Annotated in this window: 21 protein-coding genes; 8 read left to right on the top strand and 13 right to left on the bottom strand. The window is 64.3% G+C overall.

Annotation, left to right across the window (positions count from 1 at the left end; translation table 11 throughout):
- Positions 1-18: 18 nt before the first annotated feature.
- Positions 19-1,824: an NAD+ synthase gene (locus ACERK3_16770; GenBank protein MFA9479939.1), complete on the top strand. Its 1,806-nt coding sequence runs from the start codon at positions 19-21 to the stop codon at positions 1,822-1,824.
- Positions 1,825-1,915: 91 nt separating this feature from the next.
- Here the strand turns inward: ACERK3_16770 and ACERK3_16765 are convergent, their stop codons facing one another.
- A complete protein-coding gene (locus ACERK3_16765; GenBank protein MFA9479938.1) occupies positions 1,916-2,992 on the bottom strand; it encodes a hypothetical protein in 1,077 nt (358 codons plus the stop codon).
- A gap of 284 nt (positions 2,993-3,276) precedes the next feature.
- On the opposite strand from ACERK3_16765, the gene ACERK3_16760 reads away from it, so the two are divergent.
- Positions 3,277-4,161, top strand: coding sequence for a lysylphosphatidylglycerol synthase domain-containing protein (locus ACERK3_16760; protein ID MFA9479937.1), 885 nt, complete (start codon positions 3,277-3,279; stop codon positions 4,159-4,161).
- On the opposite strand, the gene ACERK3_16755 is transcribed toward ACERK3_16760, so the two are convergent.
- Positions 4,158-4,883 (bottom strand): ribonuclease HI family protein, encoded by a 726-nt coding sequence (locus ACERK3_16755; GenBank protein ID MFA9479936.1) that lies wholly within the window; start codon positions 4,881-4,883, stop codon positions 4,158-4,160. The two genes, ACERK3_16760 and ACERK3_16755, sit on opposite strands and share 4 nt — an antisense overlap.
- 62 nt (positions 4,884-4,945) lie before the next feature.
- Positions 4,946-5,701 carry a zinc ribbon domain-containing protein gene (locus ACERK3_16750; protein ID MFA9479935.1) on the bottom strand — a complete coding sequence of 252 codons (756 nt, stop codon included), beginning with the start codon at positions 5,699-5,701 and terminating at the stop codon, positions 4,946-4,948.
- A gap of 292 nt (positions 5,702-5,993) precedes the next feature.
- On the opposite strand from ACERK3_16750, the gene glpK reads away from it, so the two are divergent.
- Together glpK and ACERK3_16740 are read left to right on the top strand one after the other, a co-directional pair.
- Positions 5,994-7,499 carry a glycerol kinase GlpK gene (gene glpK, locus ACERK3_16745; GenBank protein MFA9479934.1) on the top strand — a complete coding sequence of 502 codons (1,506 nt, stop codon included), beginning with the start codon at positions 5,994-5,996 and terminating at the stop codon, positions 7,497-7,499.
- Positions 7,500-7,570: 71 nt separating this feature from the next.
- On the top strand, positions 7,571-8,485 hold the full coding sequence (locus tag ACERK3_16740) for a mannonate dehydratase (protein ID MFA9479933.1): 915 nt from the start codon (positions 7,571-7,573) through the stop codon (positions 8,483-8,485).
- 171 nt (positions 8,486-8,656) lie between these two features.
- On the opposite strand, the gene tpx is transcribed toward ACERK3_16740, so the two are convergent.
- Positions 8,657-9,172 carry a thiol peroxidase gene (tpx, locus tag ACERK3_16735; GenBank protein MFA9479932.1) on the bottom strand — a complete coding sequence of 172 codons (516 nt, stop codon included), beginning with the start codon at positions 9,170-9,172 and terminating at the stop codon, positions 8,657-8,659.
- Between the two features lie 109 nt (positions 9,173-9,281).
- Positions 9,282-10,154: an alpha/beta hydrolase gene (locus tag ACERK3_16730; protein MFA9479931.1), complete on the bottom strand. Its 873-nt coding sequence runs from the start codon at positions 10,152-10,154 to the stop codon at positions 9,282-9,284.
- Positions 10,155-10,274: 120 nt separating this feature from the next.
- Here ACERK3_16730 and ruvB point away from each other — a divergent pair, with 120 nt between their 5' ends.
- A complete protein-coding gene (gene ruvB, locus ACERK3_16725) occupies positions 10,275-11,327 on the top strand; it encodes a Holliday junction branch migration DNA helicase RuvB (protein ID MFA9479930.1) in 1,053 nt (350 codons plus the stop codon).
- A 67-nt stretch (positions 11,328-11,394) separates the two neighbouring features.
- Positions 11,395-12,147 carry a hypothetical protein gene (locus tag ACERK3_16720; GenBank protein ID MFA9479929.1) on the top strand — a complete coding sequence of 251 codons (753 nt, stop codon included), beginning with the start codon at positions 11,395-11,397 and terminating at the stop codon, positions 12,145-12,147.
- A gap of 6 nt (positions 12,148-12,153) precedes the next feature.
- Here the strand turns inward: ACERK3_16720 and ACERK3_16715 are convergent, their stop codons facing one another.
- The 6 genes from ACERK3_16715 to ACERK3_16690 form a co-directional block, all read right to left on the bottom strand.
- On the bottom strand, positions 12,154-13,263 hold the full coding sequence (locus ACERK3_16715; protein MFA9479928.1) for a sodium:calcium antiporter: 1,110 nt from the start codon (positions 13,261-13,263) through the stop codon (positions 12,154-12,156).
- A gap of 99 nt (positions 13,264-13,362) precedes the next feature.
- Positions 13,363-14,379 carry a hypothetical protein gene (locus tag ACERK3_16710; GenBank protein ID MFA9479927.1) on the bottom strand — a complete coding sequence of 339 codons (1,017 nt, stop codon included), beginning with the start codon at positions 14,377-14,379 and terminating at the stop codon, positions 13,363-13,365.
- Positions 14,379-15,266, bottom strand: coding sequence for a hypothetical protein (locus ACERK3_16705; GenBank protein ID MFA9479926.1), 888 nt, complete (start codon positions 15,264-15,266; stop codon positions 14,379-14,381). The genes ACERK3_16710 and ACERK3_16705 overlap by 1 nt, the downstream gene beginning before the upstream one ends.
- Before the next feature lie 27 nt (positions 15,267-15,293).
- On the bottom strand, positions 15,294-15,743 hold the full coding sequence (locus tag ACERK3_16700; protein MFA9479925.1) for a DUF420 domain-containing protein: 450 nt from the start codon (positions 15,741-15,743) through the stop codon (positions 15,294-15,296).
- On the bottom strand, positions 15,740-16,450 hold the full coding sequence (locus tag ACERK3_16695) for an SCO family protein (GenBank protein MFA9479924.1): 711 nt from the start codon (positions 16,448-16,450) through the stop codon (positions 15,740-15,742). The genes ACERK3_16700 and ACERK3_16695 overlap by 4 nt, the downstream gene beginning before the upstream one ends.
- Before the next feature lie 75 nt (positions 16,451-16,525).
- Positions 16,526-17,374, bottom strand: a complete 849-nt coding sequence (locus ACERK3_16690) for an ABC transporter permease (protein ID MFA9479923.1) — start codon at positions 17,372-17,374, stop codon at positions 16,526-16,528.
- Positions 17,375-17,612: 238 nt separating this feature from the next.
- On the opposite strand from ACERK3_16690, the gene aspS reads away from it, so the two are divergent.
- Together aspS and ligA are read left to right on the top strand one after the other, a co-directional pair.
- A complete protein-coding gene (aspS, locus tag ACERK3_16685) occupies positions 17,613-19,406 on the top strand; it encodes an aspartate--tRNA ligase (protein ID MFA9479922.1) in 1,794 nt (597 codons plus the stop codon).
- Positions 19,407-19,559: 153 nt separating this feature from the next.
- The gene (gene ligA, locus ACERK3_16680) at positions 19,560-21,698 is read left to right on the top strand and encodes an NAD-dependent DNA ligase LigA (GenBank protein ID MFA9479921.1); all 2,139 of its coding nucleotides are present in this window, start codon (positions 19,560-19,562) and stop codon (positions 21,696-21,698) included.
- A gap of 7 nt (positions 21,699-21,705) precedes the next feature.
- On the opposite strand, the gene nadD is transcribed toward ligA, so the two are convergent.
- The gene (gene nadD, locus ACERK3_16675) at positions 21,706-22,386 is read right to left on the bottom strand and encodes a nicotinate (nicotinamide) nucleotide adenylyltransferase (protein ID MFA9479920.1); all 681 of its coding nucleotides are present in this window, start codon (positions 22,384-22,386) and stop codon (positions 21,706-21,708) included.
- Positions 22,383-24,026, bottom strand: coding sequence for a Na/Pi cotransporter family protein (locus ACERK3_16670; GenBank protein ID MFA9479919.1), 1,644 nt, complete (start codon positions 24,024-24,026; stop codon positions 22,383-22,385). The genes nadD and ACERK3_16670 overlap by 4 nt, the downstream gene beginning before the upstream one ends.
- Positions 24,027-24,202 lie beyond the last annotated feature (176 nt).

Below are 24,202 nucleotides of genomic sequence, written 5' to 3'. Positions count from 1 at the left end.
CCGTGACCGTGAAGCGTTATGAAAATTGCCCTTGCCCAGATAAACCCGACCGTCGGCGACATCGACGGCAACGCCGCACTGATCCGCCGGGCTCTACACCGGGCCGCCGAGCAGGGGGCCGATTTGATCGTGCTGCCCGAGCTGGCGGTGGTCGGCTATCCGCCCAAGGACCTGCTGCTGAAGCCGGCGGTCATCCGCGAATGTGTGCAGGCGGTGGAGGATCTGGCCAGCGAATGCCACGATATTGCGGCCGTGATCGGCTACCCCTGCCCCAGCGACGCGCCGCGCGGGTTGGCCCTCTACAACGCCGCAGCGCTGTGTGCCGACGGGAAGATTATCCACCGGCATGTCAAAAGCCTGCTGCCGACTTATGACGTCTTCGACGAGCATCGCTACTTCGAGCCGGGCCCGGCCGTCGACATCGCCCGCCTCGGCAAGCTGAAGCTCGGCATCAGCATCTGCGAAGACCTCTGGAACGACGAACGCGTTTTCAGTCGTCAGCTTTACCACGACAACCCGATCGATCAGCTCGCCCAGCGCGGCGCGGACCTGTTCATTAACTGCGCGGCCTCGCCTTTCGTCGTGCGCAAGCACGCGTTCCGCCGTAGGCTCATGACCAGCGCCGCCCGCGGCCACGGCCTGCCGCTGGTCTACTGCAATCAGGTCGGCGGCAACGACGAACTCGTTTTCGACGGGTACTCCTGCGTGATCGACAGCCGCGGCAACCTCATCGCCGAGGCGAAGGGGTTTGAAGAAGACCTGCTGCTAGTCGACCTGCCCGTCGGCGAGCCCGCCGCGGGCAATGAAAAACCCGAACCACGGAAAGCGACGAGCGCCGTGGCGGACATGCCGTCGGCCGACTTGCCCGCAACCGTCGGGGGTGAGGTACGTACGAAGTCGGAATTGGAAGCAGCCTATCACGCGCTGGTGCTGGGGCTGCGCGACTACTGCCGAAAGTGCGGGTTTAAGTCGGTCGTGATCGGACTCAGCGGCGGCATCGACTCAGCAGTGTCGGCCGCGATCTGCGTCGCAGCGCTGGGCTCGCAGAATGTGCGCGGCATCGCCATGCCCAGCCGATTTTCATCCGAAGGCTCGAAGCGTGACGCGCGCCTGTTGGCCGAGAAGCTCAGCATCGCGTTTGATGAAATCTCAATCGAAGCGCCGCACCAGGCATTCGAGCAACTGTTGCAGCCGCACTTCCAGGGCCTGCCCCCCGACTCGGCGGAAGAGAACGTGCAGGCCCGCGTGCGCGGCATCATCCTCATGGCCTTCTCCAACAAGTTCGGCTCGATGCTGGTGACCACCGGCAACAAGAGCGAAGTCGCCGTCGGCTACTGCACGCTCTACGGCGACATGGCGGGCGGCATGGCGATCCTCAGCGACGTGCCCAAGATGATGGTCTACCAGCTTGCCCGCTGGATCAACGACGACCCCGCCTCGCCGCTTCGCGAACGCTTCGACGGGCCGGTTATTCCCGAAGACACGATCACCAAACCGCCAAGCGCCGAGTTGCGCCCGGACCAGACCGACCAGGACTCGCTGCCTGCTTACGAAGTGCTCGACGAAATCATCGAACGCTATGTCGAACGGGAGCAGTCCGCCCGACGGATCGTCAAGGAAACCGGCTTCGATGCGGACGTCGTGCTGCGAGTGGTGCGATTGATCGACGTGAACGAATACAAACGCAAGCAGATGGCGCCGGGGTTGAAAATCACCGGCCGAGCGTTCGGCTTCGGTCGCCGCATGCCGATCGCGCAGGGCTACGACTCCCGCCGCAGCCTCGAAGCGGCGCAAGCGGTCGCCGCATCGAACGAAAACGGTTGATCTCTTTTCAGTTGTCTAAACGAGCGAAGCCCACACTGTGACGGTGTGGGCTTCTGTCATTCATACCTGTGATTGTTGAGCGAACGGTCGATCAGGGGGTGGCCTGGACGGCCTGCTGGCCCGCGGCGCGTTCGCGCAGCAGGTCGATCATCGCTCGCACTTCCTCAGCCATCCGCGTGTTGGGAAACTCGCGGATGATCTGTTCGCCCACGCGCACCGCGGCGGTCCATTCCTTGTCCTGCACAGCGATCTTGAACTGCACACCGAGGTTGTCGCGCTGCTTGCCGATCACGCCCCGGGCCGTCTCGCGAAGTGGCGCGGCCTCGGCTTCGCTGAGGTACTTGTCCATTGTCTTGAGCACGTTCATCGCCTGCGTGATGTCTTCTCGCTCCGCCGCTTCGAGAAACTCGCGCTCGAGTTGCATCTTGTAACGCTCGCGAGCTTCGCGTACTCGGCGGGTGACGTCGCGTACGCGTTCGGACTCGGGGTAGAGGCGTTGAATCTTCGCCGCTTCGCGCCCGGCTCGGTCAAAGTCATGGCGGGCGAGGATTTCGTCAAGTCTTGCCAGCGATTCGCTGATTTTCGCGTCCTGCTCGGCCGAGCGTGCGACGGCAATCTGTTCGCGGAAGGTTTCGGCTTCCTCGCGATAGCCGTACGTCTGGGCGAGTTCGCCGACGAGGACGAGGGCGGCATCGAACTGGCCGCGCTCGACGTCCATCTGAATGGTGTGCCGCAATGCCTGCAGATCCTGCTCGCGGTAGGCGATGCGCTTGGCGGCTTCGCTGATCAGCAGGCGCTGGTTGACCTGCTTGAGCAGGTCGACGACTTCCTGTTGGCCGCGATGGTCGGGCACGCCCACGGCGTCTCGGCCGTACACCCCCCAACGCACCGCCGCGAGGACGACAATACCGACCCCCAGCACCGCCAGCAGCGTGCTCGGGAAGTAGACGAGGTAGTTGAAAGCGATCCGCGTGGGCTCATCGGTGAATGTGGCATCTTGCAGAAGCATATGATTCGCCACGGTCGCGCCGCCCGCCGCCGCCAGCGCCAGCACCCAGACCAGCAGGCCGAGGATGAGGATCGCCGTCGGCGTACCGAACCACGGCTTGCGCGGCTTGGCGGGTTCCTGCGGTTGAGCTTGTTGCGAGTTGGTTTCCTGCTGAGCCATCGGTCACCCCACCTTTGTACTTCGGGAATGATGATCCATCATGTCACAGGAATCGGCCGGCCTTGAAGTGTCGGGCCACCCCGTCCACCATCATTGTACCGCCTTGGGGCAAATCAGGCGACGCTGGGAAGGTTTCTGGTTTCGCGTCGCTGGTATCTGGTTTGAGAAAGCCGAGCCTTGGGCGAGTCCGCGAGCGGGAGGCCGGGTCGGCCCGATCGGCTGGTTGCTGATTTCTCATCGTCGATTGCCTCGGCGAGAGGCCTGTCTTTGCTACGATCTCGGCCATGCCATTGAATCGCTTGCGACAGTTTGGACGTGGCCTGGGCCTGCTGCTCGGCGTTGCGCTGCTGGCGCTGGCGGTGGTGTATGCGGTGCGCGGGGTGGACTGGACAGTGCTTGCCGATGCGCCGTTGAGCGGGTTCGTCGTGTTGGCGGTGGTGGTGCTGGGCAACCTGGTGCTGGCGGGGCTGCTGTTCTGGGCGGTGACGTTGAGCTTTGACGCGTCGCCGGGCGTTGGGGCGGCGCGGATGGTGGGGCTGGTGTGCGTCAGTGCGGTGTTGAACTATCTGCCGTTGCCGCGAGCGGGGCTGGTGGGGCGGTCGGCGTATCTGAAATGGCGGCACGACCTGCCGCTGCGACAGTCGGCGGTGATTGTGGCAATCGTGCTCGCGCTCGCGGTGGTCGTGTCAGGCATCGCGGCGGGGGCGCTGCTGGTCTCTGGCGTTACGGCGGGCTGGCTGGCGCTGGCGGCGGCGGTGGTGGTGCTGGCGAGCGTGACGGGGGCCATTGGCAGGCGCGTGCTCGGCCGAGCGGTGCGACATGGCTGGCTGTGGGTGCCGCTGCGCACGGCCGACCTGCTGGCGGCGGCGCTGCGGCTGTGGTTGGCGTTTGCACTGCTGGGCCAACCCATCGGCTACGAACAGGCGGTGCTCATCAGTGCCGCCAGCGTGCTGGTGAAACTGGTGGGGCTGACGCCGAGCGGGCTGGGGTTGAGCGAATGGCTCATCGCGGTGCTCGCCCCCGTGCTCGCACCAGTCGAGACGGCGACCGCGGCGGCGGCGGCGGTGCTCGACCGCGCCGCGGAGGTCGTCGTGGTGCTCATCGCCGGCGGTGTGAGCATGGCGATCATGCGAAACGAACTGACCGTCGGTCGATCACAGGCGACTTAGCTGCGGCGGATGCGGATCGTACGGTCGCAGGCGGCGCAGCGGACGTTGGCCATGCGGCGACTGGCGGACCAGTTGGGCAGGCGGGTGGAGAAGATCGCGGTGGCGGCGTGGGTGCACAGGTTCGGCTCGCCAACGGTCGAGCCCATCGTGAACTCGTGGTCGGCTGGCATGTGAGCGGGGCAGACCTCAGACTCGCCTTCGATCCGCACTTGCCACATGGTCTCGGTGTCGATGGCTTTCGCGCTCGCCGGCGCTGCTGCGGCCGCGCGTGGGGCGGCGGTCGATTTGCTCGCCTGCCCGTTGACGACGGCGATCACGTCTTTCCGCACGTCCATCGCGAGATTGGCCAACTCGTCGGCTCGCTCGTTTTTCTCACGCGGAACGTGGTCGAGCTTCCACTGCTTGAACCGGCCCAGCGCCTGCCGTGCCTTGTCGAACAGCGGCTTGAGGTCGGCGGACTTGACCTTGTACTGCCCATGCAACTGGCGGACCATGAGCTGTGAGTCGCTATGGACGGTGACGCTCGCGGCGTTGTGCTCGTGAGCGATTTCCAGGGCGCGCAGCAGGCCGGTGTATTCGGCGACATTGTTCGTGGTTCGGCCGACGAAGTAACCGGCCTCGTGTACAGGCTTGCGCGTGTCTGCATCATGCAGGACGACACCAACCCCGGCCGGGCCCGGGTTGCCGCGCGAGCCACCATCGATGTGGATGATCAGATTCATGGACGATTGAAGCGAAGGGGTTGCGGATGGAAGCGAACGATACGCGAATCTTCAATCGTCGGTTACTTCGCCCCGCTGAGCGCCGACTTCAACTCGGGTTTCATGTAGAGGATGCGGTTGCAGTTGGGGCAGGTGACCAGTTCGTTGGTTCGCATCATGATGCCGTTGACGCGTTCGATAGGCAGGCTCATGTAACAGCCGCCGCAGTTGTATTCCATGCGACGGCGGTTCGCTTCCTCAACCTCGGCAAGCGCTTCGCCTTCGTATGAGTCGGCAAGCCGTTCGAACACGGCGCGGGCGTCGGCGGGTACTTTCTCGGCGGCGGCCTGACGTTTGCTCGCCACTTCATCCAGACGATCGCCCACTTCCGCGCGGGCGGAGTCGACTTCGTTGTCCGCACCGCTGACGAGTTTTTTCTGGTCGTCGATCTTCTGTTCGATATCGGTGACCCGCTGCTTGAGCGTGTCCACCTCGTTCATCTGTTCGAGCGCCTGGTCTTCGATTTTGCTCTTGTCGACCTTCAGCGTGTTCACCTCGACCAGCAGGGCGGAGTATTCCTTATTGCTGGTGACGTTGTTCATGCGGCCGCGCAGTTCGTTGATGCGGGCCTCCATCTCGCCGGATTGCTTCTCAAGCGTTTGGGCGTTGACCTGGGTCTGGCGGAGTTGGTGGGAAAGCTCCTGCTGCTGCTGCTGAAGCTGCACGAGCTTGTTCTGCTGCGCCCGCTGGCGACTTTGCCCGGCGTCGAGGCGGTTACGCAGGCCGCGAAGCTGCTGGTCCAGCAGGAAAAGCTCGTGCAGTTGTTCTTGAAGCGACAAAGGGGGGCCTCCTGTAGGTGGCGTACGGGGAACAGGTCATCAATATAGCACACCGGCCGACAGGATCGAAGCCGAGACCTCGGCAGCCGCCTGCCGGTCGTTTGCGCCTGACGTTTATTCTATGCGATGGTCGGCCCGGCGGGTCGCGGAATTGTGCAGTTGGGCAAAGTTCTGCGCAGGTTGGGCAGGGGGGCTAACAAAACCGGGTCATGGTGTGAGATCGCGGGCGTTCGCAGTAGGATGGGGTGGCTGAGCGAGACAGTGAAATCGGGCAGCGAAGTGGAGTGGCGCGATGACGACGAAAACCCACGTACTGGCATTGGATCAGGGCACGACCAGCTCGCGTGCCATCGTTTTCGACCAGCAGGGGGGCATCGTCGCCCGGGCTCAGCATGAGTTCGAGCAGCTGTTCCCCCGGCCGGGCTGGGTGGAGCACAACCCCGAGGCCATCTGGCGGTCGCAGCTGCGTGCCGCCCGCGAAGCGCTGGATCTGGCCGACCTTTCTCCCGGCGACATCGCCGGCGTGGGCATCACCAACCAGCGAGAAACCACGCTCATCTGGGACCGCGCGACCGGCGAGCCGATCGCCAACGCCATCGTCTGGCAGGACCGCCGCACCGCCGACCTCTGCGACCGCCTTCGCAACGCCGGCTTCGCCGACACGTTTCAACAGAAGACCGGCCTCGTGCTCGATGCCTACTTCTCCGGCACGAAAATCAACTGGCTGCTCGAACACGTCGACGGCGCACGCGAGCGCGCCCAGCGCGGCGAGCTCGCCTTCGGCACGGTCGATACGTGGCTGATCTGGAAGCTTACCGTCGGCCGAGTGCACATCACCGACGCGACCAACGCCTCACGTACGCTGCTATACAACATCCGCACCGGGCAATGGGACGATGAGTTGCTCGAACATCTGAGCATCCCGCGCGAGCTGCTGCCGGACGTTCGGCCGTCGAGCGAAGTGTATGGCGAAACCGACCCGGAACTGCTCGGCACTGCCGTGCCCATCGCGGGCGTGGCGGGCGATCAACAGGCGGCGCTGTTCGGGCAGATGTGCATGACGCCCGGCATGGCGAAGAACACTTACGGCACGGGCTGCTTCATGTTGCTGAACACCGGTAACAAACCCCGCACCTCAAAGCACAACCTGCTGACGACGATTGCGTGGCAACTCGGCGACGAAGTCGAATACGCGCTCGAAGGCAGCATCTTCATCGGTGGGGCGGTGGTGCAGTGGCTTCGCGACGGGCTGCACATGATCGACTCATCCAGTGAAATCGAAAAGCTCGCTGCGAGCGTGGACGACAACGGCGGCGTGTATCTCGTGCCCGCCTTCGCAGGGCTTGGCGCACCGCATTGGGACCCATACGCTCGCGGCACGCTGGTCGGGCTGACGCGCGGCACGACCGCCGGCCACATCGCCCGCGCGGCGCTGGAGGCGATTGCGTTCCAGACCGCCGACGTACTTGAAGCGATGCACGCCGACGCGGGCATGGACATCACAGAGTTGCGGGTCGATGGCGGCGCTGCGGCGAACGATCTGCTCATGCAGTTTCAAGCCGACGTGCTTCGCGTGCCGACCGTTCGGCCGAAGGTGACGGAGACAACCGCGGCCGGCGCGGCCTACCTGGCGGGGCTGGCGACCGGTGTCTGGACCGATCGAAAGCAGATCGCGGCGCAGTGGCAGGTCGATCGCCGATTTGAGCCGACGATGTCGGACGATCGCGTGCACAAGCTGCGCGAGCGGTGGCTGGAAGCAGTCAAGCGCAGTCGAGGATGGGAACCGACGGCCGGCTGACACAACAACAAATGAACCCCACGTTAGCCGGGCGAGCTTAGCGCTGCTGGACGCTGGCGAAGCAGGTCGGCGTGACACATGCGGTGGTCAAGGCCCAGCCGCAACTCACCGGGCTCGGCCCGCCGTGGGAAGCCGGTGTACTGCGCACGTTGCAGGCGCGCTTCGCCGACGCGGGCATCACGCTGCTCGGCCTGGAAGGCGATCCGTTCGACATGAGCCGCATCAAACGCGGCGAACCGGGCCGCGACGAAGACTTCGACCGCTACCGCCAGATGCTCGGCCACATGGGCGAACTCGGCCTGAAGCTGCTGTGCTACAACTTCATGCTCCGCCCGAAGACCGCCGAGCATGACTGGCATCGCACAGATGTGAGCGTGCCCCTGCGCGGCGGCTCGCTGACCACGCGCTTCGAGCTGACGAAGCTTCCTGTTGCCGATGAGCTGGAGCTGAGTCACGATGAACTGTGGTCGAACTATCAGGCGTTTCTCAAAGCGGTGCTCCCCGCTGCGGAGCAGGCGGACGTGACGCTCGCGCTGCATCCGGACGATCCGCCGTTGCCGCAGCTCGGCAGCGTGCCGCGGTTGTTCGGCAGTGTCGAGGCGTTCGATCGCGCGTACCAACTCGCGCCGAGCCGGCACAATGCGGTGACGTTCTGCCAGGCGAATTTCAAGCTGATGGGCTGTGACCTCGAAGCCACCGTCCGCCGCTTCGCCGAGCAGGGTCGGCTCGCGTTCGTCCACGTGCGCGACGTGGAAGGCTCGGCTGACGCTTTCACCGAAACCTGGCACGACGAAGGCCCGACCGACATGCCCGCCATGTTGAAGCTGTACCACGACGTCGGGTTCGCCGGCCCGCTCCGCGACGACCACGTGCCCACCATGCACGGCGAAAACCCGGACATCCCCGGCTACGCCTCGCTGGGACACCTGTTCGCCGTCGGCTACCTCAAAGGCATCTTCCAGACGCACCGCACCCCCTACACCTGAAACCACCTCACGAATGGAATACGTGATCATCAAGCCCGGCGACTTCATTCGTGCAGACATCGAAGTTTGTCATAAAAAAAGCCCACGGATGGCCATCCGTGGGCTTTACGCGTTTCTTCATTCACCGGGTACACAGGGCGTTACCAGGCGAACAATAGTACTTGCGGTATTTCACACCAGCTGCTTCGCCGCGGCGAGCGCTGCGTCGTAGTCCGGTTCCTGGCCGATTTCGGGCACGAGTTCCATGTAGCGAACCGTGTTGTCCTTGTCGAGCACGAAGATGCTGCGGGCGAGGAAACCGATTTCCTTAATGCGAAGACCCCACGCCTTGCCGAAGCTGTGGTCTTTGTAGTCGCTGAGGCATTCGACACGATCGACGCCGGCTGCGCCGCACCATCGCTTCTGCGCGGGCGGCAGGTCCATGCTCACGGTGAGCACGATGATGTCGTCGCCAAGCGATGTGGCGTGCTCGTTGAACTTGCGCACTTCCGTATCGCAGACCGACGTGTCCAGCGACGGCACGACGACGACAAGCTTCACCTTGCCTTCGTAATCGCTCAGCGACTTGCTGCTCATGTCCGTGCCGGTGAGCTGGAAGTCGGGCGCTTTGTCGCCGGCTTTCAATTCATCGCCGACGAGTGTAATGGGGTTGCCTTTAAGTGTGACGAGTCCTGTACGTTCGCTCATGGTGTGCTTCCTGTCTGTCTGATTAGAAACGATATTGCCTGGCTGGCAAATAAGCATTGTAGTGCACGCAGCAGATCGTGCATGGCGGTCAGCGGGCGGTCGGATGCGATCACCCTGGCTCGGTCGGCTCGGCTGTCAGCAGATCATGCTCTTGAAGATAGCTTTCGATCGCCTGCCAGTATTCCCGCTCCGGCATCGGATCGTTGTGCGTCGTTTCAAACCACACCAGTTCGCTGTCGGCCGCGGCGGCGTGCAAGTGCTCGGCGTGCCGCGACGGGACGATCGTGTCCAGCCTGCCGTGCATGATGAGCACCGGCCCGGCGTGATTGCGCAACGGCGTGAGCGCATCGAAGCGGTCGCGGATGAGAAACGGCGGGACCAGGTACGACCGCGCCATCGCGGCGGTGCTGGTGAAGGTGGATTCGAGGATCAACCCGGCGGGCGGTCGCGTGCCAGCGAGCGTGCCCAGCGTCGCGCCGCCGAGCGATCGGCCGTGGAAGATGATGCGGTCCGCGTCGACGTCATCGCGGGCCGCGAGCTTGTCGTGGAAGCGGGTGAAGTCGTCGAGGATCGCCCGAGCCGAGGGCCTGCCCGCCGACGGGCCGTAGCCGCGATAGCTTGGCAGCATGACGGTGACGCCCATATCGCGATAACGTTGCAGCGCGGCGGGCCAGAAGTCGATCCGCTCGCCGTTGCCGTGGGCGAACATCACCGCCGGCCCCGGCCGATCGGCGCTCACGCCTTCGCCCGGCAGCAGCCACGCCACCACCTCGCCCGCCGACGTGTCCAGCCGAAGCACTTCCGCATCGCTCGGCCGATCGATCGCCGGCGCCATGTTCGCCACGTGTCGCGGGAACAACGCCTGGCGTTGCAGCAGCCACACCGCCGCCGTCCACACCAGCAGCGCAATCAGCAGCCAGGTGAGCATGCGTATGCCCCAGTGTGGTCGGTATCGCGTGGATGGTGCATCGGCGTCGGCCATAACGTCTTCTTAACCTACGATCATAACAGCACCGCGTTCGCGTTTGTCAGTCGGCTGCGAGTCATCAGACTGACAAACGCGAAGGCGGAACGCCGCCGACCATGCTAACATTCACCAGCCATGGCCAAGCAACGCATAATCTCCGGCGAGTCGGCGGGCCCCAAAGAGGAGGCCATCAACCTCTCGCTCCGACCCACAAGCCTCGATGATTATGTGGGCCAACCCCGCCTCGTCGAAAAGCTTCGCATCGTGCTCCAGGCCGTCCGCGAACGCAACGAACCGATGGAGCATCTGCTCCTGCACGGCCCGCCGGGGTTGGGCAAGACGACCCTCGCGCACATCGTCGCCAACGAGATGGGCACACACCTCACCGTTACCGCCGGCCCCGCGTTGACCAAGGGCGCCGACCTTGTCGGCACGCTCACCAAACTGCAGCGCGCCGACGTGTTGTTCATCGACGAGATCCACCGCATGCCCGTGGCCGTGGAGGAGTACCTCTACTCGGCCATGGAAGATTTCAAGATCGACTTCCAGATCGACTCCGGCATGCACGCCAAGACGATTACGCTGCCGATCAAGCCCTTCACCCTCATCGGGGCGACCACCCGCGCCGGCCTGCTGTCCGGGCCGATGCGATCGCGCTTCGGCGTCTCGCACAACCTCGACTTCTACAGCGAAACCGACCTGCTGCGCATCCTCCACCGTAGCGCCGGTCTGCTGAAGCTCACCGCCGACCACGCCGACAAGTCGCTCGAACAGTCGCTCGAACTCATCGCCAGCCGATCGCGTGGCACGCCCCGCATCGCCAACCGCCTGTTGCGGCGCGTCCGCGACTTCGCCCAAGTGCGATCCGACGGCAGCCTCACCCCCGACGTGGTCGACCAGGCTTTGAAACTCGAAGGCGTCGACAAGCTCGGCCTCGACGAACTCGACCGCAAGTACATGCGCGTCATCGGCGAGGTCTACCAGGGCGGACCCGTCGGCCTCGAAGCCGTCGCCGCCACACTCGGTGAAGACGCCGGCACGCTCGAAGACATGGTCGAACCCTACCTGTTGCAGATCGGCTTCCTCGCCCGCACGCGAAAGGGCAGGCAGCTCACCCGCGCCGGCGGCGAACATCTTGGCATGCGCATCAGCACCGACGATAATGGTGATCGACTGCTGTTCGAATAACTTCACACGTCGGCCCGATCGTTGCCGCGGGCCAAGCCTCCCTGCTTGATCACGGAGTAAAGCACCCATGCACGCACTCACGCCCGAGTTGATCAACACACTCGCACAGGCCGGCGGCGGCGGACGGATTGACGTGGCCCTCCAGGTCGGGGCCGGCGGCGTTCTCGTCGCGATCATCTGGGGCGTCGTCGCCTGGTACAGACGCCGCGGCCGAACGCAACGTTTCGACGCCTTCGTGCAACAGCCCGGCTTCGAGCCGATCAACGATCAAAAACAGCTCGAAACCCTCTCCGAATCCATCGGCGACGTGTTCGGCGACATGAGCATGTACGCCCGCCAACTCACCATCCGCGGCGCACTGCACTACCCCAGCGAAGAGTTCGACGTCAAGGTCGTTCACGTCGTGCTCGGGTTCGAGGCCAGCAACGCGCAGCATCACACGATGGAAAAGGTCGTCGTACTCGTCAGCGGCTTCAAACATCCGCTGCCACGCTTCCGCGTCATGCCCAACAACTTCCTGTTCCGCCACATCCACCGCAACAAGATCTTCGACGCCAACACGAAGTTCGGCGAGCACAACCTCGTGCTCGGCCGCGACCGCGAACATATCAACGCGCTGTTCACACCCGATGTGCAGCAGCCGTTGCAAGAAAATCGCTCGATGGTGATCGAAGCCCGCCGCGATCTGCTCGCGTTCTTCCTGCACGATGAGCGCGTCGAACCGGACGACCTCGGCGCGTTCGTCGCCGACTGCCTCAGCCTCGCTGCGCTGATCCGCAAAAACGCTGCCGACATGTCGGCGACGCCCGCACAATCATGACCCCGATCATGACCCCGCCGTCGCGACTAATTGAATCACCACGTAGGCGACATACCCCACCACCAGCGGTACGCCCATCCACCGCGAAAAGTAGCCGGTCGGCCCGGCCCAGATGATGCACAGCCGCATGAACCCGAGCATCAGCAACATCGTCGGCAGGTGCAGCCAGAGGAAAATGTAACGCCCCGCCATGCCCGGCTCGTCCACCAGCGGCAGCGGCGCCGCGAGCGCCGCGAACCCGATCACGAACAGCACATTCAATATGTCTGCGCCGATGATGTTGCCCACCAGCAGTTCGGCGTGCCCCTTGCGCAGCGAAGTCAGCCCGACCGCCATCTCCGGCAGCGAAGTGCCGAACGCCACCAGCGTCGCCGCCAACACCACCTGCGGCACCGACGCCCGCTCCGCCAGCTCCGTCGCCGAGCCGACCAGCACATCGCTCGCCAGCACCACCACCGCCAGCCCCGCCACGCCCCAGCAGATCAATGACCACATCGGCACGCTCGTATCGATGGGCAGCGCGTCGCCTTCAAAGTTCAGCACTTCCGCATCCGTCTGCGTCGGCGTGTCCGCCATCAGGTGCGGTTCGCCATACGGATGCCGACGACTCCACCGCACGCTGATGACCATGTACGCCACGAGCAGGATGGCGAACACCATGCCCACCGCGCGGCCGACTGCCGCCGTATCGCCGTGCATGATGAACACCGTGTAACACACCGCCGCCAGCAGCGCCGCCGCGCCCACCTGCACCCAGCCTTGCCGATTAAGCACGAATCGGTCGGCCGGCAGCGTGGCGAACAGGCAGCCCAGCCCGAAGATCAGCCCCGTGTCGACGATGATCGACCCCACGCCGTTGCCCAGCGCCAGCCCCGGATTGCCCGCCCACGCCGCCATCACTGACACTGCCGCTTCCGGGCTCGTCGTGCCCAGCGACACGATCGTCGCGCCGATGATGATCTTCGACAGCCCCAGCCGATACGCCGCAGTCGCTGCGCTGTCCACCAGCCAGTCCGCGCCTTTGATCAGCGCCGCGATCGCCACCACCGCCACCACGATCAGCAGCCATGTCGACCGTTCGCCAAACCAGTCATGAGGCAACAGCGTTGCAAGCACGGGCAATCTCGTTTCAATGGGGGTTCAGGGACGCCGAACAGTTTATGCGGCGTCCGCCTGGTTTGCCGATCGGGGCGAGCTACCGAAACGCGATGCTCCCTACGCCGAGGCGCGATGGTCATGCCCCGTCGGGCCGTGCTGCTGCGCCATCGGCTTCACCGCATCGACAATGCCCACGCCGAAGTCGCCCACGCGAAACCGCTCAAACTGTTCGGGTGTCGCCAGCAACTCCACCCGCCGCCACAACCAGCTTGCGAGCCCCTCGTCCCGTCGGCGGTCGGCGGCAATGGCGAGCATCGCATGCATCGCTGCGCATTGCGGCGCGGGCATCAGCTCGGCAAGGTTCACCTTCTGCTGCCGACTCTGCAGCACCGCCTCATCATAGCCTGCCATCAACTCGTACCGCGTCTGTAACGCCAAGCGCTGAATCGCCTCCACCAGGTTCAGCCGAACGCGATGCAGATCGTTCAACGCGCCGTACGCCGAGCCGAGGTCCCGACACTCCAGCGTCGACTCGGCCATCATCAGCAGCAGATGCGGCCGGGCGTCGCGGGCCGGGCCCAGTCGATAGTCAAGCACCGCTCGGCAGATCGCCGCCGACTCCGCAAACCGCCGCTGTCGATGACGCAGCATCGCCAGGTGGTGATACAGCATCAGCCTGACCCACCGCAGCAGTGGCCGCCGTCGCAAATGCTCGGCCAGCTGGATCTCCGCCAGCGTCGGGTCGTCGCCGATCAGCGCCGACAGCCGCGGCAGCTCGCGCGACACGCGGGCGCTGATCAGGTTGATCATCATCCAGCCCGCCAGCACCAGGATCACCGGTAAGACGGTCAACAGCGTGCCCCCGCCTTCCGCCAGCGACAGCAGCACGATCAACCCCGCCACCATCACCAGCACACCGAGCCAGTGCATCGCGCTGTCGAAGATGATCTGCCGCCGCATCCGCTCGGGGGTGAACGGCGGACTGATCATCGCCGCCTCCGCCTGCATCGTCATACGACTACCACCATCGCGCGAAGTTGAGTCCGACGCCTCAGGCGGGGGCGGCGCGGGCGGCTTGCCCCCCGGCGGGCTGGCCGACGGCCGACCCGGCTCATCGGAAAAGTTCCATTGCATCACGTATCCCCCGCTTCCGCCTGCATCACCGCCAGTTCGGGGAACCGCGCGACCAGCGCCTCGCTCGGCAGCAGCGTCGTCGCCCGTTGCCACCACATCGCCGACTGCTCGCGCTGCCGCGATCGGCCGTGCTCGTCGCTCGCGTCAGGTCGTGCATGGTGATAACAAACCGCCATCAGCCCATGCCCATACCCGGCCTCCACCCCCAGCGGCCGCAGCTCCGCCAGCAGCGTGTCCGCCTCGCGAAGCGGGTCGGCATAATGCCCCGTCCGCACCGCCTGGATCAGGTCGGCCAACCGATACAACGCCGACAGCGGCGACTGCGGATACTGCCCCATCGTCCCGCGCAGTCGACTCAGCCCGTCATCCGCATCCAGCAGCCGTTCGCAGCCCAGCGCCGCGATCGCGCGATGAATGCGCAAGTGAACCGCACCGGGGTGTTCCTGTGGCAGCACATCCAGCAACCGATCGAAGCAGGCGATAGCCCCCTCGTAAACTTTCAACTCTTCCAGGCAATGCCCGATCAGCGTCATCGTCCGCAGGTAGGTGGCCGGCGAAGTGTTCGACTTCGGCAGCAACCGCCAGCCCATCGCCAACGCCTGCTGGTGATGTCGAAGCATCGCCAGTTCCTGCGCCCGCGTCACACGCTGCTCCACCTGCCGCACCCGACGCATTCGCAGCATCAGATACCCCAGCAGCACGCCAAGCCCCAGCCATGGCAGGATCACTCCCCATATGCCGCCGATCACCAGTACCACCACCAGCAACGCCACCAGCCCGATCAACGGCCCCCACGCCGCCAACGGCGACGGCGAGCGCAGCGGATGCTCGTCCAGCAGCGTTTCAACCTGTTCCGTCGTCGGTGGTGTAAAGTTCGCCTCGCTCACGTCGCGTCCAAATTCGGGGGGCGGAATTCACGCCTCCGGATTGAAGTGATACAGCATGAAATAGATCAGCACGCCCGTCACCGATACATACATCCACGTCGGCCACGCCACCTTCGCCAGCCGACGATGCGCTGCGTAACGCTTCGTCAGCCCCAGGTAAATCAACGCGACCGCAAACAACGGCACGAAGATCGCCAGCAGGATGTGGCTGATTAGCATCCCATAGTAGCCCCACAGCAGATACCCCTCGGCGTTGTATCGCGTGTGCACCCCGCCGGCCACCGCCGCCCGCCACACATAATGCGCCACATACGTCACCAGAAACAACGCCGACACGCCAAACGCCGCCATCATCACATTGCGATGCGCCTTGACGCGATGCTGCCGAATCAACGCGAACCCCACCAGCAACAGCACACCTGCCGTGGCGTTCAGCCCCGCATTCACCGCAGGCAGAAACGAAAGGTCAATGTTCATCGCCGCGCCGCTCCCGCCGCTGCCCGCGATCCCGCATCACCATCGCTCGACCAGGGCTCGGACACGACCGTATGCAGGTCCACCAGCAACTGCGCCCGCTCCGCCTGATCCAGTGCGCTGTAGTAGCCGCGGATCTGACCGTCCCGGTCCACCAGCACGAACTTGTCGCTGTGCAGGATCGGCATCTCCGGATTATCCGGCGCATCTTCCACCGGCAGCCGAAACCCTTGCTCGATCAACTGCCAGACATAGTCCCGCTCGCCGGTGAGAAACAGCCACTGCTCCGGGTCGGCCCCGAACCGTTGGCCGTAGTCACGCAGCACCTCCGGCGTGTCATGCCCGGGGTCCACCGTAAAACTGATCAAACGCATGTCCGACCACCGCTCATGCGTCCGCAGCATCTGCTGCAACTCCGCGGTTCGGCCGGTCACCATCGGACACACACTCGCACAGCGCGTGAAGATAAAGTTCGCCACCCACACCTTGCCACGCAGATCGTCCCGACGCACCGCCTGCTCCGCCTGGCTGGTCAACTCAAACGACGGCACGCCATACAACACCGGCACCGGCTCGCGCTCGCTCGCCGTCGGCGTGCCGCGCATCATCACCGTCACCGACGCCAGCAACCCCGCCAGCACCACCGCGCCCACCGCAGCGCCGGCGAAAAACAGCAAGGTGTTCCGAAACTCGTTCGTCTTCTTCGCCATGGCAACGCACCTCAAAAAAGGCCACGCCCCTCACGCGCCGTGCAACATCCGCCCGCCCACATCCGTCAGCGGGCATCAAACCCCGTTTCGTTTCGTCCGCCCCACGATCCACGTCGCCAACCCCACCAGCGCCGCGCACGACACCAGCATCACCGCCACGTTCACCCCCATCGGCAGCGGCGCGATCGCCGGCGATTCCACCCCCTGCAACACCGCCGCCATCACGCTCAAGCCATACGTCAGCGGGTTCGCATACATCACCACCTGCAACCACAACGGCGCGGTCACCACCGGAAACACCGCGCCGCTGAGGAACCACATCGGCATCAGAAACAGATTCATGATCGCATGAAACCCCGCCGTCGAATCCAGCGGCCACGCAATGCACAACCCCAGCGCCGTCAACCCCACCGCCAGCACGAACATTACCACCACCGCCAGCAGCATCGCCCCAAGCCCCGGCCACCCGCCGACGATCGGCCACACCAGCAAAAACAAAATCCCCTGCAGCGTCGCAATGCTCGCCCCCCCGAACACCTTCCCCAGCACAATCGCCAGCCGCGGCGCAGGCGACACCAGCACACCCTGAAGAAACCCCGCGTTGCGATCTTCAATCACGCTGATCGTCGAGAAGATCGCCGTGAACAGCAGGATCAGCACCAGCGCCCCCGGAAAGAAGTACGCCAGGTATCCGATCGACTCCGCCGCCTCGCCCGCGACGGGCACAGCAAACGCACGGTTCAACCCCGACCCCAGCAGCAGCCAGAACACCACCGGCGTCGCAAACGCGCCGATCACACGGTTCCGCTGTCGAAAGAAGCGCACCATTTCCCGTCGCCACAACGTCATCGTCGCGAGGGCAAGGCTGCCATTCGCCGCGGCCGGCGCGGCAGGGGGGGCGGTAGCGGAAACAGCGGTGTTCATGGTCGTCGTCTTAAAGGTCGGGTGAGCCGTGAATCTTAGCACACCCGCCCGCCGCCGTCAGGGACAGGAGTCAGGGCAGGTCTTTCCGCTGGTCGCTCGTGGCTCATCGCTCCCCCGAAGCTCACGGATTCAATCCGTGGGCCTCCTCACAACGAGAAACGAGAAACCAGAAACCCCACACCCCCGCCGCCCTTGGTATCATCACCCCTCTTTGCCACGCAACACGAGCTAGAAGACCATGAAACCACGAACGCAAACCTGCGGCCAACTGCGAAAAGAACACGTCGACCAGACCGTCAGCCTCGCCGGCTGGGTCAACAACTACCGCGACCACGGCGGCGTGATCTTCATCGACCTCCGCGACCGCGACGGCCTGACCCAGATCGTCTTCCACCCCGACAACGCCGACGCCCACGCGCTCGCCGACAAACTCCGCCACGAAGACGTCGCATGGATTGAAGGCAAATGCGTCGCCCGCGAAGCCGGCATGGAGAACCCCAAGCTTCCCACCGGCGCGATCGAAGTGCAGGCCACCCACCTCGAAGTGCTCAACAAAAGCGAAACCCCGCCATTCACCCCCGACGAGTACGGCAAGATCGGCGAAGAGCATCGCCTTCGCTACCGCTTCATCGACCTCCGCCGACCGCGCATGCAGCAGATCCTCCGCACGCGACACCGCGTGACCAAGATCATGCGCGACTACTACGACGCGAACGGCTTCTACGAAATCGAAACCCCGTTCCTCTGCCGATCCACCCCCGAAGGCGCTCGCGACTTCCTCGTGCCCTCACGCCTTCAGCCCGGCGAGTTCTACGCGCTGCCGCAGAGCCCGCAGCTGTTCAAGCAGATCCTGATGGTCTCCGGCTTCGATAAATACTTCCAGATCGTCCGCTGCTTCCGCGATGAAGACCCGCGTGCCGACCGTCAAGCCGAGTTCACCCAACTCGACATCGAGATGAGCTTCGTCGAGCCGGACGATGTGATGGGCCTTTGCGAAGGCCTCATGCGTCGCATCTGGAAAGAGATCCTCGACGTCGATATCCCCGAACGCATCCGCCGCATGCCTTACGCCGAGGCGATGAGCAGGTACGGCTCGGATCGGCCCGACCTGCGGTTCGACCTCGAACTCGTCGACGTGTCCGACATCGCTAAGCAAACCGACTTCAAAGTCTTCCGCGGCGCGATCGACGCGGGCGGCATCGTCAAAGCCATCCGCGTGCCCGGCGGCGCGAAGATGACACGCAAGCAGACCGACGCCCTCGCCGAGTGGGTCAAGCAGTTCGGCGCAGGCGGCCTGCCGATCACCAAGGTCGAAGCTGGCAGCTTCAGCACGGGCATCGCCAAGTTCATCGATTCGGTGAAAGACGCCCTCATCGAACGCCTCGGTGCGGAAGACGGCGACCTGATCTGCTTCGGCGTCGACGCGAAGCCGGCTGTGGTTCACCGCGTGCTCGGCGAGCTGCGCGTCAAGCTCGCCCGCGACCTCGAACTCATCAAGCCCGACCAGTGGGAATGGGTCTGGGTCGTCGACTTCCCGATGGTTGAATGGAACGAAGAGCAGAAGCGATGGGACAGCCTGCACCATCCGTTCACCGCGCCGCTGAATGAAGACATCGACAAGATCGCGACCGACACCGCTGCGGTCCGCTCGAAAGCGTACGACCTCGTGCTCAACGGCTCGGAGCTTGGCGGCGGATCTGTGCGTATCCACCAGCCCGACGTGCAGCGTCAGGTCTTCAAAGTGCTCGGCATTGATAACGAAGAGGCTCAGGAAAAGTTCGGCTTCCTGCTGGACGCGCTGAAATACGGCGCGCCGCCACACGGCGGCATCGCCTTCGGCCTCGACCGGATCATCATGCACCTGACCGGCACGAGCAACATCCGCGACGTCATCGCCTTCCCCAAGACGCAGACCGGCGCGGACCTCATGCTCGGCGCGCCCGCCGCGGTCGACGAACTGCAACTGCGCGAACTGCAACTGCGCGTGCAGACCGCCCGCAAGCACGACGTCCGCGTGCCCGAAGGCTCATAACACGACAGCGCGGCAAGGCCCCCCATTTAGCCGCGGTGCTTGCACCGCGCTTCGGGCCGCCCGCGCGTTCGACCCGTCCGCCGAAGAGCGCGGTGCAAGCACCGCGGCTAAATGTTGCAACCTGAACGGGAAATCGTCAGGTAGAATTGTCGCATGACCGCTGCCGCCGAACGCATTGCCGAGTTACGTCGCGAGATCGACCGCCACAACCGCCTCTATTACATCGAGGCCCGGCAGGAGATCAGCGACCGCGCGTTTGACGCGTTGCTGAAAGAGCTTGAGCAACTCGAAGCCGACCATCCGGAACTGGTGACCGACGACTCGCCGACCCAGCGCGTCGGCGGCGAGCCGATCGAAGGCTTCAACACGGTCGAACACAGTCGGCCGATGATGAGCATCGACAACACGTACGACCAGGCCGAGCTGCGCGCCTGGTTCGATCGTGTGACCAAGGGGCTCGGCAAGAAGCACGCCGTCGACGAAGACCGCGAGCCGACGCTCGGCAGCCTGTTCGATCAGGACGAGCAGCCGAACGATCACGTCGAGTTCATTCTTGAGCCGAAGGTCGACGGCGTAGCGGTGAGCCTGCGCTATGAAGCGGGCAAGCTCACCCTTGCCGCCAGCCGAGGCGACGGCCGCGCGGGGGATGACATCACCAGCAACGTGCGGACGATCCGTGCCGTTCCGCTACGGCTGGCGGACGATGACGACGTGCCCGACGTACTCGAAGTGCGCGGCGAAATTTACATGCCGCACGACGAGTTCAAGCGCATCAATGACAAACGCAGCGAGGCCGGCCTCGAACCGTTCGCCAACCCGCGCAACGCAACGGCGGGCACGTTGAAGCAGCTCGACCCGCGCGCCGTGGCCGACCGACGACTGCACTTTTACGCCCACGGCCGCGGCGAGATCGCGCCCGATCGCTTCGCCACCCATAGCGACCTGCTCCAGTCGATCACGCGATGGGGCATTCCCGTCAACCCGGCGACGACGCGCGCCCGCAGCTTCGACGAAATTTGGAAGGCCATCGAACAGTTTGAAGACAAGCGAGCCGACCTCGGCTACGGCACGGACGGCATGGTCGTCAAAGTCAACCGTTACGACGAGCAGGACAAGCTCGGCTACACCGCCAAAGCACCCCGCTGGTGCATCGCCTACAAGTACGCCGCGGAACAGGCGGAGACAAAGCTGCTCAAGGTCGACTGGCAGGTCGGCAAGACGGGCAAGCTCACACCGCGCGCCACGATGGAGCCTGTCTTCGTCGCGGGCACGACGGTGCAGCACGCCACGCTGCACAACGCGGACGAGATCGATCGACTGGACCTTCGCATCGGCGATGCGGTCATCATCGAAAAGGCCGGCGAGATCATCCCGCAAGTGAAAAAGGTCGTCCGCGACAAACGCCCGAAGGACGCGAAGCTCATCACCGTGCCCGAGGCATGCCCAAGCTGCGGCGAGCCGGTCGAGCGGCTGGAAGACGAAGTCGCCCACCGTTGCATCAACCCCGAATGCCCGGCCCAGTTTCGCGAAAAGCTCATCTGGTTCGCCGGCCGAGGGCAGATGGATGTCGACGGCCTCGGTGAGAAGATGGTTGACCAGCTACTCGAAGCCGACCTGGTGCACAGCTTTGGCGATGTGTACGCGTTGCATGAGCATCGCGACCAGTTGCTCGAACTCGACCGTATGGGCGAAAAGAAGGTGGACAACCTGCTGAAAGGCATTGAGCAGAGCAAGTCGCGCGGGTTGCAGCGCGTGCTGGCTGGGCTTGGCGTGCGGCATCTCGGCTCGCGGACGGCTCAACTGCTTACGCAGCATTTCGCGGACATTGATGCGTTGATGACGGCCGACGTCACAGCGATCGACCTTGCGTTGAGCACGGGCGATCTTGAAACGAAGAAGAAGGAACAGGCGAAGGAAAACTACAAGCCGGGCGTGATCGCGCAGTCGGTGCACGACTTTCTGCAAAGCGAGGCGGGCAAGCATGTGATCGACGAGCTGCGTACCGCGGGTGTCGACATGACCTCGCCCGCGACGGCAGCGCAGCAGTCGGCCACGGACTCGCCCTTCGCTGGCAAGACGATCGTGCTGACCGGCAGTCTGGAAAATTTTGAGCGGAAGGCGCTCGCTGACCGGCTTGAATCGCTTGGCGCGAAAGTCACCGGCAGCGTGTCAAAGAAGACCGACCTCGTCATCGCCGGCGAGTCGGCAGGCAGCAAACTCGACAAGGCCCGCGAACTGGGCATTGATACTTGGGATGAATCGCAACTGCTCGAAGCGCTCGGCGAAGCGTGAGCGAGCATCACTCGCGGTACAGGTCATGCTCGGCGATGTAGCGGGCGACCGGTGCGGGCACGAGGTCGTCGATCGGCTCGTTGCGTTGCACACTTTCGCGCACCATCGTTGAACTGATGGGCATCGCGTCGACCGCGACGAGGCGCGGCTCCCATTGCTGCCGAGTGGTCGGGGTGAGCGCGTCGAGCAGCGTCGCTCGCGTGTCGGGCGGGCGAACCATTACGATCGGCTGTGCAAGCTCGATCACCCTCGCTGCGCGATGCCATTGGTCGAACGTATACACCTGGTCCGCGCCAATCAGCAGACGCAGTTGAACCTCGGCAGGCAGACGGCGGCGGAGCGCTTCGAGCGTGTCGACGGTATAGCTGGGTCGGCCGTCGGCGGCGCGGTCGAGTTCGTCGGTGAGCACGACAGTGTGCGGGCGGTCGGCCAGGGCGAGGCGCAGCATATTCAAACGATGCTCGGCGGAGGCCTGCCGCCGGCCGAGCTTGAGCGGCGAACGCGCGGCGGGCATGTACGCGACGACGTCGGCGTGGATCGCGCGGCGGACCTGCTCGGGCAGTTCGACGTGGGCCCGTTGGGGCGGGTCGAAACTGCCGCCGAAGATGATGACGTTTCGGCAACGCGTCAGGTCCATGGGGGCAGTGTAAGGCATGCCGAGCGTTACGGGGGCGGGTGGTTGGGTCATTCCTCCGCGGTGAGGATTTCTTCGCTCTTGTCTTTGCCGGGCGCGCCGAACTGGAGCACTGCGTAGGCGACGTGGGTCACGCTGTGGTTGATGCGCTTGAGGTGTGTGAGCAGGTCGAGGTGGACGGCGCTGGACTCGTGCGTGAGCTGCTCGCCGGTCTTGAGGCGGTGGAAGTGTTGATCGCGGAGCTTGCGTTCGAGTTCGCTGAGCTGTTCTTTGTTTTGCAGCAGTTGGCGGGCGAGGTCGTTGTCGCGGGTGGTGAAGGCGGTCTCGGCGATGAGCATGTTGTGCGCGACTTGCTTGTAGAAGTCGTTGAGCTCGTTCCAGCCGGCGTCGGAGAAGGTGATGCGATGGCGGATGCGTTTGAGCACGAGCTCGGCGAGGTTTTTGTCGATGATATCGCCGATGGCTTCGAGTTCGGAGAGGTAGCGGAGTTGGCGCATGACCTCGCTGGACCCGTCTTCGTTGCCGTCCTGGCTGCCGATCTGGGCGAGATATCGTTTGATTTCGCGGTCGAGCAGGTCGACGTCGTTGTCGCGTTCCTGCACGCGAAGGGCGAGTGCTTCGTCGCGGTTGACCAGCGCTTTCCATGTGTCGGTGAGCATGGCGCGGACGATTTCGGAGATGCGCAGGATTTCGCGCATCGACTGGCCGGTGGCGAGTGAGAAGCCCTCGACAGGTTTGGTGGTGATGTAGCGCGGGCCGAAGGCGGTTTCGGGCACGGGTGGGATGATCTGGCGGGTGAGGCGGTAGACCGGGCCGGTGAGTGGGAGGAAGATCGCGGCGAGGATAAGGTTGAAGCTGGTGTGCCAGAGGGCGACCTGCATCTCCAGCGAGGTGGGGATGCGGCCGACGAGGTTGATGACCAGCGGGAGGAGGGTGAGGGTGAGTACGGTGATGGCCACTTTGGCTGTGAGGTTGCCGAGGGCGAGTCGGCGTGACTCGGTTTGGCCCCAGCCGACGAGGAGGGTGCTGCACGAGAGGCCGACGTTCGCGCCGGCAACGGCGGGGACGGCGAGCTCGAGCCCGACCGCGCCGGTGGCGGCGAGGCCGACGACCAGTCCGATGGCGGCGGTGGAGGACTGGAGCATGACGGCGAGGATGGCGGCGAGCGAGGCGAGCAGGACCGGGTGGTTCTGCGCCAGTTCGAGCATGGCCATGAGATCGCCTTCGGGGTTGATCATGCCCGAGCCGTGCTTGATCAGGCCGATGGCCATGAAGATGAACCCGAGGCTGAGGATGATCTGGCCGATGCCGCGGATGTTGCGTCGCTGGCTGAACTGGTAGCCGAGCACGCCGATGAGGATCAGCAGCGGGGCGTAGGTTTCAAACTGCAACGCGATCAGCAACACCATGAGCGTGAGGCCGATGTTCGCGCCGAGCATGACGGCGAGCATCTTCTGCGCGGAGAGGTGGCCGAGCTGTACCGACTGCACGCTGAGGACGGAGATGGTCGTGCTCGACGGCGCTGCGAGCGAGACGCCGAGGCCGCAGAAGAACGACCGCATGCGCGAGCTGGCGAGTTGGCGCATCCAACGCCCGAGCTGCGGACCGAACAGACGGTCGAGCCCTTTTCGAAGCGAGCGGACGCCATACAAAATGAGCGCCACCCCGCCGGCAATGGTGATGAATAGCGTCATGCAATCAGGTCAGGGGTATTTACGGACGAAGAACATGAGAGGAAATGTTAGCGAATGATGAGCAATAAGGGTAGCGAGGTCGTTTGATCGTTTCTCATTCAACGAAATGAGGGTTGGCAAAGCGACGATGTCAGTTGGCAATCGGCGTGGCGAAGCGTACGCTGCTGCGACGTACA

The organism is Phycisphaerales bacterium AB-hyl4 (assembly GCA_041821185.1).
Taxonomy (GTDB): domain Bacteria; phylum Planctomycetota; class Phycisphaerae; order Phycisphaerales; family Phycisphaeraceae; genus Natronomicrosphaera; species Natronomicrosphaera hydrolytica.
Note: the sequence above shows the minus strand (reverse complement) of the source record. Positions and strands in the feature narration are given on the sequence as shown.